We start from the raw sequence: 17,696 nt of genomic DNA on the forward strand, positions 1-17,696 counted from the left end.
CGTGAAATACAGATATCTTCTGACTGCCGCCGTCATACTCACCGCCGGTGCCGTCAAGGCGCAGGATGTGCCGGCGGGTTATCCTGCCAGCTATTCCAAACTCGTTGCGGAGGCGAAAGCCGAGGGCAGCCTGCGCATCTACACGAACCTCAGCGAAGACAATATCGCGCCGGTTATCAAGGCTTTCAACAAGGCCTATCCGGACATCAAGGTCGGGAGCCTGGAAATGGGACCTTCCGAAGCCTTTTCCCGCTATCGTGCCGAGGTGGGGAGCGGTGTTGAATCTGCCGATCTCCTGATCTCCAGCACGATCGTCGACTGGATGAGCGCGATCAAGGATGGCCTTTTAACCGACTATAATTCGCCGGAACGGGAAAGACTGCCCGAATGGAGCTATCCGCACGCCGGCCTTTATACATTCTCCGCTGACCCCATGGTGACCATCTACAACAAGCTGACGGTTCCGGCGGAGCTTCAGGTCGACAGCATGGAGGCTTATTTCGCCAATATCTCCGCGCATCCGGAGGTGTTTTCCGGCAAGGTCGGGACCTATGACGGTCGTTATGCCTTTGGTGGTGCGCTCAATTACGCTCTGGTGGAGCGATATGGCGACAAGGCCTGGGGCTGGTTCGAAAAAGCCGGCCCGTCCATCAAGCCCGGCGGCGGTGCGGGTGGCATGATTGAGCGCACCTTGAGCGGAGAACTCTCTTCGGCCTATTTTGTCTCCGGGCCGGTGGTGTTCAGCAAGATCGCCGACGGGCTTGGTGACATCATCGGCTGGAATTTCCCGAAGGATGGCACCGTCATTTTTCCGCGCGGAATGGGCATAACCGCCAAGGCTGCGCACCCGGCCGCGGCCAGGGTTTTCCTTGATTTCCTTCTCTCCGAGGCAGGCCAGGCGGCGGTTGCAGCCGGAAAGCTCACGCCATACCGCCCCGGCTTTGTCGCGGAGGGCGACCTGTCCTATTCGCTGGACGAGGTGGCCAAGGCCGTGGGCGGAAAACAGAACCTGCAGATGATCAGCTACGACCGAAAGATGATCGATGGCAATGCGGCCTTTTCGGCCCGCTGGGGCGCTGCTTTCAAAATGTGATTGACGGTCCGGCGTGATGTCGCGCCGGACCCTGACAAAAGGGTGGACAATCATGGGCCGCAGCCCTCGTATTTCTTCGGCGATCCCTCAAGGGGAGGCGCCGTCAACCTTGCCGGACTACTCACGGCTCATTCAGCTGCTGATCTTCGTCGTGACGGCGATCCTCATGCTGGCGCCGGCAATTCCCATCGCCGTTCAGGTTTTTATCGATCGGCCGCTTTATTCCGAAGGCTGGGTCTTTACCTTCGCCAATTTCGGCAAGCTCTTCGGGTCTGAGCAGCTCGTTTCGGTTCTTGGCACAACGGCTGTCTTCGCCGTGATCACCGTCGTCATCGCGCAGGTCGGCGGCGTGGCGGCCGCTCTGCTCCTCGGGCGCACCGATCTTCCCGGCAGACAATGGATAGGCGGCGTCCTGATGTGGCCGCTTTACCTTTCCCACCTGATCTTCGGCATGGGGTGGGCCATCATGTATGGTCCGTCCGGATTTCTGACCCAATGGCTCGCGCGTATGCTGGGCGGTGCACCCTGGAACCTCTATTCCCTGACGGGTATGGGGATTGTCGCCGGCGTGTCCCAGATCCCGCTCGCCTATCTCTATTGTCTTTATGGCGCCGTTCGATCCGTCGACCCCGCGCTTGAACATGCGGCGCGCACGGTCGGTGCCCGTCCCTTGAATGTCTTGGCGCGCGTGACCCTACCGTTGATGATCCCTTCGATCATAACGTCCGCCGCGCTCAACCTCATCATTGCGGTCGAAACGCTGTCCATCCCGCTTTTTCTCGGCGGACCTGCACGGATCGAAACGCTGTCGACATTCCTCTATCATCAGGGCATTGCGGCAAGCGACCCGGACCATGGCCTGATTGCGGCCTCCTCCCTGCTCCTCGTCGTGCTCGTGGCGGCGACACTGTTTGTCCAGCGGTTGCTGCTGCAGAACAGCCATCGCTACGAGACGGTGAAAGGCAAGGGCAGCCGTCCGGCTCTCCTGAGGCTCGGCAGCTTGAAGTGGCCGATTGTCGTCATCGTGGCACTGCTGGCTTTCTTCCTCGTCATCGTGCCGGTCTTCGGTGTTGTTCTGCGCGCATTCACCACCTTCCTTTCGCCGCTCGTCGCACCCTGGACCACGTTGACGTTGAAGAATTTCAATACGTTGCTGGCTTCGGAGGCTTTCGTCCGGGCGATTCGCAACACCTTCTTCGTGTCTTTCTTTTCCGCGTCGGCGGGAACGATACTGGCGGTGATGGTGGCGTTGCTCATTCAACGGTCGGACTTTCCGTTCAAACGCACGCTGGAGACGCTCGCCTATTCGCCACGCGTCATCCCCGGCCTCATCACCGGACTGGGTATCTTCTACGCGACCGTCATCTTCGCACCGTTGGGCTGGCTGCGTGGCAGCCTGTGGATACTCGTCCTCGCTTACGTCATGGCGACGCTGCCGCTCGCGCTCGGCGCCATACAGCCGGCCGTCATCCAGATCAGCGCGGATCTCGACAAGGCGGCGCGCACGGTGGGGGCGAACTGGTTCAGTTCGATGCGCATCGTCATGGTGCCCCTTCTGCGATCGGCCATGCTGGGCAGCTTCGTGCTGTTGTTCATCTTCCACCTCAAATCCTACATCATCGCCATTTTCCTCATCGTCCCCGGGCTGGAAGTGATGGGTGTGACGATGCTCAGCCTCTGGACAAATGGTGATGTTGGTGTAACCGCCGCCTTTGCAACGCTTCAGATGGTTCTCATTGCTCTCTTCCTCGTCGCGACGCGGCTCGTTTTCCGGGTAAAACTCTATGACTGATCTCGTCCTTTCCGATCTCACTCGCAGCTATGGCGCCATCAACGCCATAGACAACATCAACATCACGGTCGGCGCCGGAGAGTTTCTCACCCTGCTTGGTCCGTCAGGCTGCGGCAAGTCGACGACGCTTGCCGCGATCGCCGGCCTCGACCAACCGACCCATGGCCGCATCAACTTTGCGGGCCGCACATTGTTCGATGCCGCCGCAGGGATTGCGCTTCCGCCCGAGGCACGGGGGTTTGGCGTCGTTTTCCAGTCCTACGCGCTCTGGCCCCACATGACGGTGGAAGACAATGTCTGCCTCTCCCTCAAGCTGCGGAAGGTCGCGGCGCCCGAGCGAAACCGGCGGGTAGGGGAGGCGCTCGAACTCGTCGGACTGACTGCCTATGCAAAACGTTATCCCGGCGAATTGTCCGGTGGGCAGCAGCAGCGTGTGGCCCTGGCACGCGCGGTGGTGTTCCGCCCGGCACTGCTTCTGCTGGACGAGCCACTGTCCAATCTGGATGCCCAGCTTCGTCAGGAGGCACGCGTCTGGCTGAAGAGCATTCAACGCGAGCTTGGCCTGACCGCGATCTATGTCACCCATGATCAGGAAGAGGCTCTATCGATGAGCGACCGGATCGTGGTGATGCGCGGAGGCCATATCATTCAGATGGGCACCCCGCAGGATATTTATGAAAGGCCCGTACATCCCTTCTCGGCGAGTTTCATCGGCAGCGCCAATCTGATCGCGGGCGGGTCTGTTTCCGAGGTTTCCGAGCAAGAGGCGGTCATCACCTTCGGGGACGGGCAGGCCATTCGTGGAGTTGCGCCATTGCCGCTCCAGTCGGGCAGCCCGGCTCTCGTTGCGGTGCGGCCCCAGAATATTCGGCTGGCCGAGGTGCCAGACGCCAATCGCCTTCTCGTTCGCTTCGGCCCCGCGAATTATCTCGGCGACCGGTTTGAGCAGGAAGCCTTTCTCGGAGAATGCCGTCTTCGTCTTCAGGCAATCCGGCCGGCGCCTGAAGGACAAGGTAATATCTGGATCGATCGGGCGAATGCGCTTATTTTCCCGCCGGATGAACGCGCGAAAGACAAGACCTGATGAACAGCGGCAAGGACAGAGATTTGGATAGGCCGGAAACGGCGAAACCGGCCGAAGTGGTACGCCCGCTTACCGAGCGTATCCGTTCGGATGTTCTGGTGGGCACCTATCGCCCCGGTGAGTGGTTGCGGCAGGTTGATCTGCAGGAGACCTACGGTGTAACCCGGGCGCAGATACGCCGGTCGCTGGACGACCTGGTGCTGATGGGCATGGCGGAGCATGTGCCCAATCGCGGTATCCGCCTGGTGATGCCGAGTACCGAGGCACGGTCGCAGATTTCGGAGATCCGCACCATTCTGGAGCGGGAAGCGGCGCTCCTCATGGTCAAGGATATACGATCGAGTGATATCGAGAAAATCGCCTCGGCGGCGGCGGCTTTCGAACAGGCCATCGAAGTGGGGTCGTATGTGGAACTACGACGCCTCAACCACGAATTTCACAGGACCATGAATGCCTCGCTTGCCAACACGATGATGGCGAACCTGCTCAATGACCTGAGGGAACGCGATCTGCCGGGTTCCTGGTCGGGCTGGGTCAGCACGAGCACTCTGAAAGCCTCGTCGGATGATCATTTCGACATGGTGGAGGCGTTGCGCAGGCGCGACGGTCCGCAGCTCGCGGAAATCGTTGGTCGACACATTAACCGCTGGCGTGCGCATGCGGCCGAGGCATAGGAGAACGCGCTCCGGCCCGCCAGGCAATATCTATTGCAATATTCCGTAGTGGGCGGCGCGGGCAATCGCCTGCGCCCTGTTGCGTGCTCCGAGCTTTCGCATGGCTGACTGGAGATGCATCACGACAGTCGAGATCGAGCGGTCCAGCGCATATGCCACCTGCTTGTCCGACATGCCCTCCGCGCAAAGGCGGACACATTCCGTTTCGCGCGGGGTCAGCCGCACGGCAACCGTTGCCAGGTCTTCCTGACTGGCTTCTGCCAACAGCTTTCCATGCAGTTTGTGGGCAAACAACATGAATTCCGCCACGAACAGGCTTTCCAGAACCTGCCTGTCCGGCGGTCGTCGCCAGAAACCGGTCACCGTGGCGCAGCCTTTTGATGGGGTCTGAACCGGTACGGTCAATCCGCGCGCCATTTCGGAGTCCCGGAGATAGTTCGCGACCGCCCCCTGGGCCGTGGGTGTCAGAACCGATGGTTCGTCGAAATGATAAGACCAATAGAGTGGCTGGATTGATCTGAGCGCAAGAATCTGGACCGGGTCTGAAAGATAGAGCCCCCCGTCAAACCACATGGATTCCATATCTTTGGGCATGTTGCGCATACCGACGATGGTCGGAGGCACCACTTGTCCATCGGGCGTGAACGGTACGGGCGTATAGTCGTAAATCAGGCCTTCAAGCCCGAATGCAGCAGCCTCCACCATGGCACTGTCGAAAAAACCATCCAGATCCTGCGGCTGATTGCTTCGTCTTCTGCCTTGATCCTGAAGCGCGCTTTTCATCCCGATTCCGCCGTTTGCCTAAACTCCACCCCTGATGATTTTATGCTGAAACTTTGAACCATCGCAATGAGCTTCGGCAACTCTTGCAGATCGAATGCGTAGGAATATTCATACGCCCGGCAAGCTCCTTCGCATCAACACATATGCCTGCTGCCGACATCAAACGGTTCGGACATTCAGCCCCCGACGGATCGCGCCGCCTTATCGTTGGCATTGCGAAATCAAGGCTCAATCAGTCTGCTTGCCGCGAAGCCCAATCAAGCTCACCCGCCGGCTTAAAATTTTCCCGCATCGGCCCGCATTTGGAAAATCCTGTCTGTTGGCGCCATATTCCATATTTTATTTATGGATTATATCTATTTTGGGGACGCACATGACAAAAGATATTTTCTCCGGGTTTAACCGCCGCAACCTCCTGAAACTGGCGGCGGTCACCGCTGCGGCCATCGGCACGCAGGCCGCTTCCGGTTCGCGGGCTTTCGCCGAGCAGGAGCTTTCCCTGAAGGGCAAGCGTATCGGCATCAGTGCCACGGGTACGGATCATTTCTTCGATCTGCAGGCCTATAATGCCCAGATCGAGGAAGTGAAGCGTCTCGGCGGTGAGCCGATCGCGGTTGACGCCAGCCGCAATGACGGCAAGCTGGTATCACAGCTCCAGACGTTGATCGCCCAGAAACCGGATGCGATCGTGCAGCTTCTGGGCACCTTGAGCGTCATCGATCCCTGGCTGAAAAAGGCGCGTGATGCGGGCATTCCCGTCTTCACCATCGATGTCGGCTCGACCAATTCGCTGAACAATGCCACATCCGACAATTGGGGCATCGGCAAGGATCTGGCGTTGCAGCTCGTTTCCGATATCGGAGGCGAAGGCAATATCGTCGTGTTCAACGGTTTTTACGGCGTGACGCCCTGCGCCATCCGTTATGACCAGCTCGTCAACGTCACGAAATATTTCCCCAAGGTGAAGATCATCCAGCCGGAACTGCGCGACGTCATTCCGAACACGGTGCAGGATGCCTTTACCCAGATCACCGCAATTCTGAGCAAATATCCGGAAAAGGGCTCGATCAAGGCGATCTGGTCGGCCTGGGATATTCCGCAGCTCGGGGCAACGCAGGCACTGGTCGCGGCGGGCCGTACTGAAATCAAGACCTATGGCGTTGATGGCAGCCCAGAGGTTCTCCAGCTTGTGGCGGATCCCAACTCTCCCGCTGCGGCCGATGTCGCCCAGCAGCCAGCCGAACTCGGCAGAACGGCCATCCGCAATGTCGCGCGTTATCTGGCCGGCGAAACCCTTCCGCGCGAAACCTACGTACCGGCGCTCATCGCCAACAAGGGGAATGTCAGCGAGGTCTCCAAAAAGCTCGGCATTGGCTGAGGCGTGAACCCGCAAGGCGCGATGCAGCCGCTTCGCGCCTTCAGGCTCTGGTTCGGATGATCTGAACCGCCGTGCATGGAGAATTTGCCGTGGCTGTCGCAACATATCCGGACCATCCGGTCGAGGCTCGCGAGACGGACGACATCATTCGTCTGCGCGATATTACCAAATCCTTTGGCGGTGCCCAGGCTTTGTCCGGTGCATCGCTTGCCGTGCGTCGCGGCACCGTTCACGGCCTCGTTGGCCAGAATGGCGCCGGCAAGTCGACCCTCATCAAGTTGCTGGCCGGCTTGCACGGGGCGGATGGCGGTTCAATCGAGATCGATGGACAATCCTACGATCGGTTGACGCCGCATCTCGTGGAAAAGCTCGGCATCCATTTCATCCATCAGGACCGGTTGCTGGTGCCGACATTCACGGTGGGCGAAGCGCTTTTTCTGGCGCGTGAACCGCGGATCAAAGGGACACCGTTTCTTGACCGCACCCTGATGCGCCGTCGTGCCGCCGAGGTGCTTGAGCGCTATTTCGGTTTGCACCTGCCGAATTCGGCGCTGATTTCCGATCTTTCGGCAGCGGAAAAACAGATTATCCAGATCACGCGCGCGCTCATCGACAATCCCAAGGTGCTGGTGTTCGATGAACCCACCGCAGCCCTTGTGCGGCGGGAGGCGGAACTCCTGTTCTCGCTGATCCGGCGGCTGCGGGAGGACGGCATAACGGTGATCTATATTTCGCATTATCTGGGCGAGATCGTCGATATCTGCGATACGGTGACGGTTCTGCGCAACGGCCGCGATGTCGCAACCCTTTCTGTCGCCGATACATCGGCCGCTGAAATCGGCGCGCTGATGGTGAACCGCGATATCACCGAATTTTACCCCAAGCCCCGGATCGTTCCGGGGGAGGATCTCCTGTCGGTGAAAGGTCTTTCGCTTGCCGACAGATACTCGGATGTCGGCTTCACGCTGAGAAAGGGCGAGGTGCTGGGCCTCGCCGGGTTGGTTGGTTCAGGCGCAAAAGAAGTCATCCGCACTCTTTTCGGGCTGGAGACACCGTCGTCCGGGACGGTGGAGGTGGGTGGCGAGACGATATCGGCCGCCAGCCCGGCACATGCGGCGGCGCGGCGGCTCGCGCTCGTTCCTGAAGATCGTCGTCGCGATGGTGTGGCGCTCGATCTCACCGTCGCTGAAAATACAACACTTGCCAGTCTCGGGCGCTTTTCCCGCCTGGGCTTTCTCAGGAAGACAGACGAACGGCGCCAGGCCGAAGATCTGATCAAGCGGTTGCAGATCAAAACGGAAGGTCCGGATGCGCTGGTCAGAACCCTTTCCGGTGGCAACCAGCAGAAGGTCGCAATCGCCAAATGGCTGAGCCGTCAGTCGGAAATCTATCTTCTCGATGAGCCGTCGGTCGGCGTCGATATCGCCGCCAAGGTCGAGATTTATACGCTGATCGGCGAACTCGCGGCGCGTGGCGCCGGCGTCATCGTCCTCTCCTCCGATATCGAGGAGCTTCTGGGCATAACGGACCGGGTTCTGGTCTTTTTCCGCGGACGGATCACGCGCGAGTTCATTTCGAAAGACACGCGGCAGGAACAAATTCTATCGGAGGTCACAGGTGCTTCGGACGCCCATACTCACAGTCGCTGAAGCCGCGTCCACCGCGCCTCACGATCTGAATTTCCCGCAGCAGGCACCCTTCCGGTTTTCGCGCGAAGGCAATATCCGTCGCAGACTTGCGACCTTTGCCCTGCGCGGCGGCGCGCTTGCGGTTTTTGTCGCGGTTTTTGCCTTCTTTTCGCTTGCGGCCCCCTTTTTCCTGTCAGTGGGCAATATCGGCAACGTGCTGGCGCAATCGGCCATTGGCGGCGTCCTCGCCATCGGGCTGACGATCGTGATCATTGCCGGCGGTTCCAACGTGGTTACGGGGGGCATCGATCTGTCGCTGGCGGCAAATATGGGATTGAGCGCGGCGGTTTACGCAACCCTCACGCAGGCCGGTTATGGTGATGCCACGGCGGCTGCAGGAGCGCTTGCAACGGGGGCCGCAATCGGTGCCGTAAACGCGCTCGCCGTCACGGTCGTCGGCATCGTACCGCTTCTGGCGACGCTGGCGGTGATGAATGTCGTGGCCGGGCTCGAACTGGTTCTGACGCAGAATACCGTCATCCCGGCCTCCACCGAATTCCTCTCGGCCCTTTCCGCCACCGGTCCTGCCGGAATACCGGTGCTGGCCTATGTCCTCATCCTTTTTGCGGGGCTCGTGGCAGCGGTGGTGCAATATACCCCCCTGGGATTGCGGCTTTATGCCGTCGGCGAATTTCCCGAGGCGGCGAGGGCTGCCGGGTTGCCGGTAAAATCCTTCGTGGCTGGCGCATTCGTGACGAGCGGTCTGTTTGGCGGTTTCGCAGGCATATTGTCCGTGTCCTACCTTAGCGGCAGCACCACCGGCTCCGGTGAAATGCTTCTGCCCGTGGTGGTCACCGCGCTTCTCGGCTCCGTCTTTTCACGTCGCCTGGTGCCGACGGTGACCGGCACGCTGCTGTCGGCGCTCTTCGTCGGTTTCCTTGTCAACGGTTTCCAGCTTCTCAACATTTCCAGCACGCTGGTGAGCGGCGTCCAGGGTCTCCTGATCCTGCTCGTCGTGTCCGCCACGACCCTTTTGCGTCGGGAGAACCGCTAATATGTCGTCTGCTGCCATCGCTCCGGGCAATAGAGCCACGATCATCTCGGTCGTGCGGACGGTCGCGCGCTTTGCGCTACCGTCGGCTCTGTTGATCGTTTTTGCCCTGTTCGCGAGCCTTGCGCCCGGATTTCTGACGACGACGAACCTCATCAGCGTGCTGGTCAATAATTTCGTGCTGCTGGCAATCGTCTCCATCGCCATGACTTTTGTCGTGGCCTCCGGCGGCATCGATCTTTCCGTCGGCGCCGCGATTGATTTTGCAAGTTTCGCATTCGTGTCGCTGGTTCTTGCGGGACAGCCAGTGGCAATTGCTGCGCTGGCGGGGCTTGCGGCCGGTGCGCTGGTCGGCATTTTTAATGCCATTCTCATTGCGGGCATCGGCATTTCGCCTTTCCTCGCCACGCTCGGCACCCTGTTCGTCGGCCGCAGCATCCAGCAATTGCTGACCAATGGCGGTAATCCCGTCTATCTGCCTCCCGCCGGTGTGCCCGAAGCCTTTCGGTTCCTCGGTCATGGCAATCTGTTCGGTGTTTCCGTTTCCTTGATTGTCGCCTTCGCCGTGGTCATCGCTGCCTGGAGCATCCTGTCCGGCACGCGCTTCGGCCGCGTCGTCGTTTCCTCCGGAATCCAGGCCAGTGTCGTCCGCTATTCGGGCATCCGGCTTTCCGGTCATGTGGCGGTGGTCTATGTTCTGGCGGCAGCCGTCGCCGCCATTGCGGGGCTCATTATCACCTCGACGGTGACCGTCTACATCCCGTCATCCGGCAACGCCTTTCTGCTGAATGCGATCGGCGCAACCTTCATCGGCACGACGCTTGATCCAAGGGGACGGCCGAATGTGCCCGGCACCGTTCTTGGTGTGCTGCTGCTCAGCATCGTCGCCAATGGTCTTCTGCTGTCAGGCCTGAATTTCTACTGGCAGCAGGTCGGTACGGGACTGCTGATCTTCCTTGTGCTTGCCATCGGCTTCGCCAATCGGAAGGCGACCGCACATGCATGAACCGCCCCGGAAGGGGCGGCGCGAGGATGGCGTTTTTGGATCACAGGCGCGAGACGGCCGGGCGAGAGGCCGTTTCAGACCGCGGCACTCTTTGGTATCGTGCCGGCCGCTTCCGCCTCTTCCCGCTTGATCGCTTCAATGTCACGATAACGGTTGGCCGGATGGTTGGTCGCCAGATAGTCGCCATCGCCGAAAAGCTTTTCCCGTAGTGTGCCCTGCTTGTATGCCGTGGGATAAACACCGCGTTTCTGGAGTTCAGGGACGATATAACCCACCACATCCTCGAAACTGTCGGGTGTCACCGCATAGGCGAGGTTGAAGCCGTCGACGTCAGTATCATCCACCCATTCCTGCAGGATATCGGCGATGCGCGAAGGAGAGCCGACGAAGACCGGCCCCATCCCGCCGATGCCGCCGAATTTCGCCAGTTCGTCGATTGTCCAGGATTTGTCGCCGCCGGCGATGTGCTCGACGAAGGAATGGATTGCATTGGTTTCGACCTTCCGCACCTGGTCCGTCGGTGCATATTGGCCGAAATCGATGCCACTCCAGCCCGACATGAAGACCAGAGAGCCGTCATAGGAAACGTAATCCCGGTATTCTTCGAACTTCTTCTGCGCCTTTTCGTCCGTCTCGTCGGTGATGATCGTGACCAGCGTGTAGATATAGACCTTCTTGGGGTCACGTCCGGCTTCGGCGACGCGTCGGCAGGTTTCCGCAACGTGCTGTTTGAGAACGGATTTGGTCGGGGCGGCGACGAAGATGCATTCAGCATGTTCGGCGGCAAAGGCCTTGCCGGGGCCTGAAGCGCCCGCCTGATAGAGAACGGGGGTGCGTTGCGGCGAGGGTTCACTCAGATGATAGCCCGGCACCTCGAAATATTTGCCCTTGTGGCCGATCTCGTGAACCTTGGCGGGATCGGTGAAAATGCGTCGGTCACGGTCACGCAGCACCGCGCCTTCTTCCCAGCTTCCCTCGAAAAGCTTGTAGAGCACTTCGATATATTCGGCGGCCACTTCATAACGGTTGTCGTGACGGCGCAGGCCGCCCTGGCCGATATTCTTCGCCCCGCTCTCCAGATAGGAGGTGACGATATTCCAGCCGATCCGGCCTTTGCTATGGTGATCGGCGGTCGAAAGCCGGCGCGCAAATGTGTAGGGATGCTCAAACGAGGTGGAAGCGGTGATGCCGATGCCCAGATGTTCCGTCGCCAGCGCAATGGGGGCGGCAAGCTGCAGCGGATCGTTCACTGGTATCTGCGCGGCCTGATGCAGGGCGTGATAGTTCGAACCCTTGTAGACATCGTAATAACCGATGACGTCGGCAATGAAGATACCGTCGAACACGCCGCGTTCCAGCGTGCGGGCCAGATCCTGCCAATAATCGAGATCCTTGTATTTCCAGGATTTATCGCGCGGATGCGCCCAGAGGCCCGGTGACTGATGCCCTACACAATTCATGTCGAAGGCGTTGAAGCGAATGGTCTTGCTCATGCTAAACTCCCAGATATGTCGGAGCCGAGGATAAAGGGGGCATGACGCGCGCGACAGTTTCTTGATGTTTTTTATAGACTAACTTGGAGAATAAAATTCCGCGCTGGGTGGAGCAGGCAACAGCCCTGTCCCGTCACCCCGGACACGCGCGACAGGCGCCACTGAATGAAACCGATGCCGGATGACAGGCGACGCGGATGATTTTTTCGTTCCGCCCGCCAAAATTGGAAGTTCGTAAGGCTACTAAATCGACAAATGTTGTAGATTTTCTCCAGTCGCGAGGCGACAAGATCATGCGGATTGAGATGCCAGTAAACCGGAAGAATGCGATTGTCGCCATCATTGGCGGTGGGTTTAGCGGAGCAGCGCTTGCTGTTCACCTCCATCGCGCTGCCGCGCGGCTGGAAGGGGTGCGGATCGTCGTGTTCGAACCGAGGGAGATGCTGGGCGCCGGGCTTGCCTATTCCACGCCGGAGCCTGCCAACCGGATCAATGTGCCGGCCGGGCGCATGACGCTTTATCCCGATGATCCGGATAGTTTTGTCCGTTATATCGAGAAAACCAATGTGCTGGCGGAGGATGCGGCTGCGCTTCTGCCGGATGGTCAGGTCTATCCCCAGCGCCGTGTCTTCGGCGCTTATGTTGCCGCCGAGATAGCTCCCTTGCTGGAAGCGGGCATCGTCGAACACGAGCGCAGCCGCGTGGAACATGTGGCCCGCCACGGGGAGGGCTGGGAATTGCTTACCGCAGACGGCAACAGTCACGTCGCTGATATCGTGGTGGTGGCGACAAGCCATCCGCCGCCGGCCATTCCGCAGGTGCTGCGACCGCTTGCCGGCCATCCGAAACTGGTGGCTGACTTGAATGCGGATGCTGCGCTGGACAATATCACCGCAGATGATCGCGTTCTGATCGTCGGTAATGGCCTGACGGCGGCCGATGCTTTTGCCGCACTGAAGCGCCGTGGCCATCACGCGCCGGTCGTTTCACTGTCGCGCCGGGGTCTGCGGTCGCGTGGCCATCCCGCCGCGCCGCAGGAGCCCTACGGGGATTTTACCGATCCGCCGCTGGGAAGCGCGTCGGAATTGCTGCGGCGGATCCGTGAGGCTTTGCGCGCAGCGCAGGCAACCGGTGTTACCTGGCATGGCGTTCTGGATGCCGTGCGCCTGCAGGGGCGCGACATATGGCACAATCTTCCCTTGAATGAACGGCGCAGGGTCGTGCGCTGGCTGCGACCTTTCTGGGACGCGCACCGTTTCAGGATTGCGCCGCAGGTCGAGGCGCTTCTGGATGAAGCCGTCGTTTCTGGTGAGTTGCGGATTGTCGCCGGTTCGCTCGTATCAGCACAGGATGACCGGAACGGTTCGCTGCTTGTCGATCTCATGCTTCGTGGCCAAAAGGACATCGCGCGGATCGATGTGGAGGCGATCATCGTCACCACCGGGCCTGCCCATGGCGGGATTCTGAAATCGCAGGCCTTTCTTTCCGGGCTGGAGCAGGCGGGTTTTCTGACACTCTGCCCGACCGGCCTCGGCATCCGTTGCGACGAGCGATCACGCGCCATCGACCGTCAGGGTCAGGCCGTCGAGACGCTGTTGATCGGCGGTCCTCTGGCTCGCGGAACCTTCGGAGAATTGATGGGCCTGCCACAGGTTACGGAACATGCGGTCTATGTGGCCGCGGAGATTGCGAACAGCCTTGCATCGGCCGCGACGGAAAGCCGTCGCTGAACGGACAACACGAAAGGATATTCCAGATGGCGAAAACAGACGCTCCGCTTGATTTTTTATGGTTCATCCCGTCATCGGGCGATGGTTCCTATCTCGGTTCCGATGATCTGTCGCGACCTTCCGATCCCGGATATTTCCGGGAAATAGCCCAGGCGGCGGATCGGCTTGGTTACTCCGGCGTGCTCATTCCCACCGGCGTTGCCTGTGAGGAATCCTTCATTCTGGCGGCCAATCTCGCTGCTTTTACCGAGAAGCTCAAATTCCTCGTCGCCATCCGTCCGGGCGTTGCATCACCCGCCTATTATGCGCGGCTGGCTTCCACGCTCGATCGTGTTTCCCATGGCCGGCTGCTGCTTAACATCGTGGTTGGCGGCAGCGCGCAGGAACTGGCCGGCGACGGCATTTTCCTGCCGCATGACGAGCGTTACGATCACGCCGACGAGTTCTTTCAGGTCTTCAACTCACTGATCGAAACCGGCAAGGGGAATCTCGACGGCAAATATATCAAGGCGCTGGATGCCCGGCTTGGTCTGCCGCCGGTGCAGGAGCCGCGCCCGCCGATTTATTTCGGTGGCTCTTCCGATGCCGGCATCGAGTTTTCGGCCGGGATCACCGACAAATATCTGACCTGGGGCGAGCCGCCGGCACAGGTGGCGGAAAAAATTGCCAAGGTGCGTGCGGCCGCCGCAAAAAGGGGGCGGAAGGTTACCTTCGGCATCCGTCTGCATTTCATCGTACGTGAAACGGACGAGGAAGCCTGGGCCGATGCCGACAGGCTGATTTCGAAGCTTTCCGATGAGACCATCGCTTCCGCTCAGGAGGTCTTCTCCAAGGCCTCGGACTCCGTCGGGCAGGCGAGGATGCAGGCCCTGCACAATGGCCGGCGCGACAAGCTGGAAGTTTCTCCCAATCTATGGGCGGGCATAGGGCTGGTTCGTTCGGGCGCAGGCACGGCACTTGTCGGTTCACCGAAGACGGTCGCGGCACGGCTCAGGGAATATCAGGAGCTCGGCATCGATACCGTCATTGCCTCCGGTTATCCGCATCTGGAGGAGGCCTATCGCCTGTCCGAGCTGCTGTTTCCGGAAATCGGCCTCGGCGGGCCGCGAAACGAGATTCGCTCTTCCTTCGGCGCGAAACAGGTGTTCGGCGGTGGCGGCCATGGCGGCAATGTGAAAGTCGCATCAGGTTCCTGAAGAAAATATCTGGCGGAAGAAACCTCTTCCGCCAGACATGAGGCTTAAGACGCCAAGCGTATTTTGGCGCGTTGACCCGCCGAGGCGCTCTTTCATTTTTTTCGATATTCAGAGAAAAACCTTCTCTATTATAGAGCATAAAAAACATAGAATTACTGTTCTGCGCCGCGCCTTGTGCGATGCTCACGCCATCATTCACCGTGTTTGAGAGGCGTCCCATGGGCACGATTTCCGAGACCAAGATCGACTATAGTGTTCATCCGCGCGTCAATTCCGCGGACCTGATTGCGCCGCGTCCGCGGCCGGCGACCCCGGCGCATATCGTCTCGTCGGACGCGGAAGCGATAGAAATCGCGCAGCGGCTGGCGGAAAAATTCAGGGTCGGTGCGGCGCTGCGCGATCGCGAAGGCCTGTTGCCGATTGATGAGCTGGACGAATATTCCCAGAGCGGTCTCTGGAGCATCAACGTTCCCAAAGCCTATGGCGGGCCGGAAGTATCGTACGCCACGCTTGCCAGGGTCATCGCAACGATTGCGGCGGCCGATCCCGCCATTGCCCAGATCACCCAGAACCATCTGGCAATCGTCGCCACCGTCGATCTGGACGGCACGGAAGACCAGAAAAAACTGTTTTTCGGCTGGGCGCTTCAGGGTATTCGTTACGGCAACGCCTTCTCCGAGTTGAAGAGCAAGACCGTCGCCGATTTCGAGACGAAAGTGGCCCATGACGGCGACAGCGTGATCGTCAATGGCGAGAAATTTTATACGACCGGAGCCCTTCTCGCGCATATCGTGCCGATTGTCGCTCTAGATGAAACGGGGCAGGGATATCTCGTTTTCGCCGACCGTGACGCTCCGGGCCTGACGGTGACCAACAACTGGTCGAGCTTTGGCCAGCGCACCACGGCATCGGGATCGGTGAAGATCGAAAATGTCCGTGTTCCCAAGGAGAGGGCGGTAAAGGTCACCTCCTTCGATCACCCCACCATTGGCGGCCCGGTCTCGCAGATCATCCAGTCGGCAATCGATGTGGGCATTGCCCGCGGCACGATCGATGACACCATCGCCTTCATCGGCAAGCACAGTCGTCCGTGGCTCGACAGCGGCAAGCAGACGGCGGGCGAAGATCTCTTCACCATTGCCGCCATCGGCGATCTGAAAATCCGTCTGCATGCAGCCGAGGCGCTTCTTGAAATCGCCGGTCACAGCATCGATGCCGCAAAGCGGAACACGACGCTGGAAACCGTTTCGGAAGCGACGATCAGGACCGGGGAATCGAAGGTTCTGACCACCGAAATCGCTATTCTAGCAACCAACAAGCTCTTCGAACTTGCCGGCACCCGTTCGACACTTGCCGAACATGGGCTGGACCGGCATTGGCGAAACGCCCGTGTCCACACGCTGCACGATCCGGTGCGGTGGAAATATTTCCATGTCGGAAACTATTATCTGAACGGCGCACACCCCCCGCGCCATGCCTGGAATTGAGGCTGTTTCCATGACAACGACTGACCGGAAGCTGCATCGCGAGGCCGCGTTGACCTCGGGAAAACCTGCGCCGCATATCCCGCCGCGCCGGACGAAGGCTCACATCATAAAGGACGATGCCGAGGCTATTGCCGTTGCGCAGGAGCTTGCGCGCGGCTTTGCCGCCGGGGCGGCGGAACGCGACAGGGAGCGGCGGTTGCCGCTCGCCGAAATCGAGCGTTTCTCGCAAAGCGGGTTGTGGGCCATCACCGTGCCGAAAGACTATGGCGGTGCCGGCGTTTCGGCCGTAACGCTTGCGGAAGTGACCGCGATCATTTCCGCCGCCGATGGCAGCATCGGGCAAATTCCGCAAAACCATTTCTACATGGTCGAGGCCTTGCGGTTGGCCGGCAGCGAGGAACAGAAGCGGCATTTTTTTAAGCGCATTCTCGACGGAGACCGGCTGGGCAATGCCTTCACCGAAATCGGTACAAAAACCCCGGTCGATTACAAGACGCACTTCGCCAAGCGGGATGGCAGGCTGCTGTTGAACGGACAGAAGTTCTATTCCACCGGTTCTCTGTTTGCCCACATCATCGTTGTCGTCGCCAAGGGGCCGGATGGGCGGGTGAATATCGTCTTTATCGATCGCGCAACGGCTGGGCTTTCGCTGGTCGACGACTGGACGTCCTTTGGCCAGCGCACGACAGGCAGCGGCACTGTCACCTTCGATGAGGTAGAAATCACACCGTTCCAGGTCGTGGATCACGATGTCGTCTTCGAGCGGCCGACACCCATGGGGCCTTTCGCGCAGATCATCCATGCCGCCGTTCAGGTCGGCATTGCACGCGGTGCTCTCGCGGAAACGATCTCCTATGTTCGCGCCCATGCTCGCCCGTTTTTCGAGCTGAGCATCGAGCACGGTTATGAAGACCCGCACACCATCCATGCTGTCGGAGACGTTTCCATCCGCGTGCATGCGGCCGACGCGCTTCTCGCAAGAGCCGGCCGCATCCTCGACAGTGCGAGTGCGGCACCGGACGAAAAATCGGTGGCAGCGGCCTCCATCGCGGTGGCGGAGGTCAAGTCGCTTGGTACGGAAGCCGCTCAACTTGTGTCTACGAAGCTCATAGAACTCGGCGGGGCGCGTTCCACGCTGGAAAGCTATGGGCTCGACCGTTACTGGCGCAATGCCAGAACGCATTCGCTGCATGATCCCGTCCGCTGGAAATATCACCATATCGGCAATTTCTATCTGAACGGCACGCTGCCGCCGCGTCACGGGGCCATCTAGCGTCCGGTTTCAAAATCACAAATCCCCT

At 59.8% G+C, this 17,696-nt stretch carries 14 protein-coding genes; 12 read left to right on the plus strand and 2 right to left on the minus strand.

The window, feature by feature from the left end; genetic code table 11:
• Window position 1 precedes the first annotated feature (1 nt).
• The 4 genes from O3S81_RS15790 to O3S81_RS15805 all read left to right on the plus strand — a co-directional run bounded on the left by O3S81_RS15790 (window position 2) and on the right by O3S81_RS15805 (window position 4,643).
• Entirely contained in the window at window positions 2-1,093 is a 1,092-nt protein-coding gene (locus tag O3S81_RS15790; RefSeq protein WP_269344645.1) for an ABC transporter substrate-binding protein, read from the plus strand.
• Between the two features lie 109 nt (window positions 1,094-1,202).
• Window positions 1,203-2,885: an ABC transporter permease gene (locus O3S81_RS15795; protein ID WP_269344647.1), complete on the plus strand. Its 1,683-nt coding sequence runs from the start codon at window positions 1,203-1,205 to the stop codon at window positions 2,883-2,885.
• A complete protein-coding gene (locus tag O3S81_RS15800) occupies window positions 2,878-3,969 on the plus strand; it encodes an ABC transporter ATP-binding protein (protein ID WP_269344649.1) in 1,092 nt (363 codons plus the stop codon). The genes O3S81_RS15795 and O3S81_RS15800 overlap by 8 nt, the downstream gene beginning before the upstream one ends.
• A 23-nt stretch (window positions 3,970-3,992) precedes the next feature.
• Window positions 3,993-4,643 (plus strand): GntR family transcriptional regulator, encoded by a 651-nt coding sequence (locus O3S81_RS15805; RefSeq protein WP_269344650.1) that lies wholly within the window; start codon window positions 3,993-3,995, stop codon window positions 4,641-4,643.
• Window positions 4,644-4,673: 30 nt separating this feature from the next.
• On the opposite strand, the gene O3S81_RS15810 is transcribed toward O3S81_RS15805, so the two are convergent.
• On the minus strand, window positions 4,674-5,426 hold the full coding sequence (locus O3S81_RS15810; RefSeq protein WP_269344651.1) for a helix-turn-helix transcriptional regulator: 753 nt from the start codon (window positions 5,424-5,426) through the stop codon (window positions 4,674-4,676).
• Window positions 5,427-5,799: 373 nt separating this feature from the next.
• On the opposite strand from O3S81_RS15810, the gene O3S81_RS15815 reads away from it, so the two are divergent.
• From O3S81_RS15815 to O3S81_RS15830, 4 genes are all read left to right on the plus strand, one after another.
• Window positions 5,800-6,804 carry a sugar ABC transporter substrate-binding protein gene (locus O3S81_RS15815; RefSeq protein WP_269344653.1) on the plus strand — a complete coding sequence of 335 codons (1,005 nt, stop codon included), beginning with the start codon at window positions 5,800-5,802 and terminating at the stop codon, window positions 6,802-6,804.
• Window positions 6,805-6,893: 89 nt separating this feature from the next.
• Complete coding sequence (locus tag O3S81_RS15820) at window positions 6,894-8,453, plus strand: sugar ABC transporter ATP-binding protein (RefSeq protein WP_269344655.1); 1,560 nt, start codon at window positions 6,894-6,896, stop codon at window positions 8,451-8,453.
• 25 nt (window positions 8,454-8,478) lie between these two features.
• Complete coding sequence (locus O3S81_RS15825; protein ID WP_442864940.1) at window positions 8,479-9,486, plus strand: ABC transporter permease; 1,008 nt, start codon at window positions 8,479-8,481, stop codon at window positions 9,484-9,486.
• Between the two features lies 1 nt (window position 9,487).
• On the plus strand, window positions 9,488-10,489 hold the full coding sequence (locus O3S81_RS15830; protein WP_269344657.1) for an ABC transporter permease: 1,002 nt from the start codon (window positions 9,488-9,490) through the stop codon (window positions 10,487-10,489).
• Between the two features lie 74 nt (window positions 10,490-10,563).
• Here the strand turns inward: O3S81_RS15830 and O3S81_RS15835 are convergent, their stop codons facing one another.
• Window positions 10,564-11,982: an LLM class flavin-dependent oxidoreductase gene (locus tag O3S81_RS15835; RefSeq protein ID WP_269344659.1), complete on the minus strand. Its 1,419-nt coding sequence runs from the start codon at window positions 11,980-11,982 to the stop codon at window positions 10,564-10,566.
• Window positions 11,983-12,275: 293 nt separating this feature from the next.
• On the opposite strand from O3S81_RS15835, the gene O3S81_RS15840 reads away from it, so the two are divergent.
• The 4 genes from O3S81_RS15840 to O3S81_RS15855 all read left to right on the plus strand — a co-directional run bounded on the left by O3S81_RS15840 (window position 12,276) and on the right by O3S81_RS15855 (window position 17,668).
• Window positions 12,276-13,712: an FAD/NAD(P)-binding protein gene (locus O3S81_RS15840; protein WP_269344661.1), complete on the plus strand. Its 1,437-nt coding sequence runs from the start codon at window positions 12,276-12,278 to the stop codon at window positions 13,710-13,712.
• A 26-nt stretch (window positions 13,713-13,738) separates the two neighbouring features.
• The gene (gene ssuD / locus O3S81_RS15845) at window positions 13,739-14,908 is read left to right on the plus strand and encodes an FMNH2-dependent alkanesulfonate monooxygenase (protein ID WP_269344663.1); all 1,170 of its coding nucleotides are present in this window, start codon (window positions 13,739-13,741) and stop codon (window positions 14,906-14,908) included.
• A gap of 218 nt (window positions 14,909-15,126) precedes the next feature.
• Window positions 15,127-16,395, plus strand: coding sequence for an SfnB family sulfur acquisition oxidoreductase (locus tag O3S81_RS15850; RefSeq protein ID WP_269344664.1), 1,269 nt, complete (start codon window positions 15,127-15,129; stop codon window positions 16,393-16,395).
• Window positions 16,396-16,405: 10 nt separating this feature from the next.
• The gene (locus O3S81_RS15855; protein WP_269344665.1) at window positions 16,406-17,668 is read left to right on the plus strand and encodes an SfnB family sulfur acquisition oxidoreductase; all 1,263 of its coding nucleotides are present in this window, start codon (window positions 16,406-16,408) and stop codon (window positions 17,666-17,668) included.
• Window positions 17,669-17,696: the final 28 nt, after the last annotated feature.

The organism is Agrobacterium sp. SOY23 (genome assembly GCF_027212525.1).
In the GTDB taxonomy this organism is placed as follows: Bacteria; Pseudomonadota; Alphaproteobacteria; order Rhizobiales; family Rhizobiaceae; genus Agrobacterium; species Agrobacterium tumefaciens_I.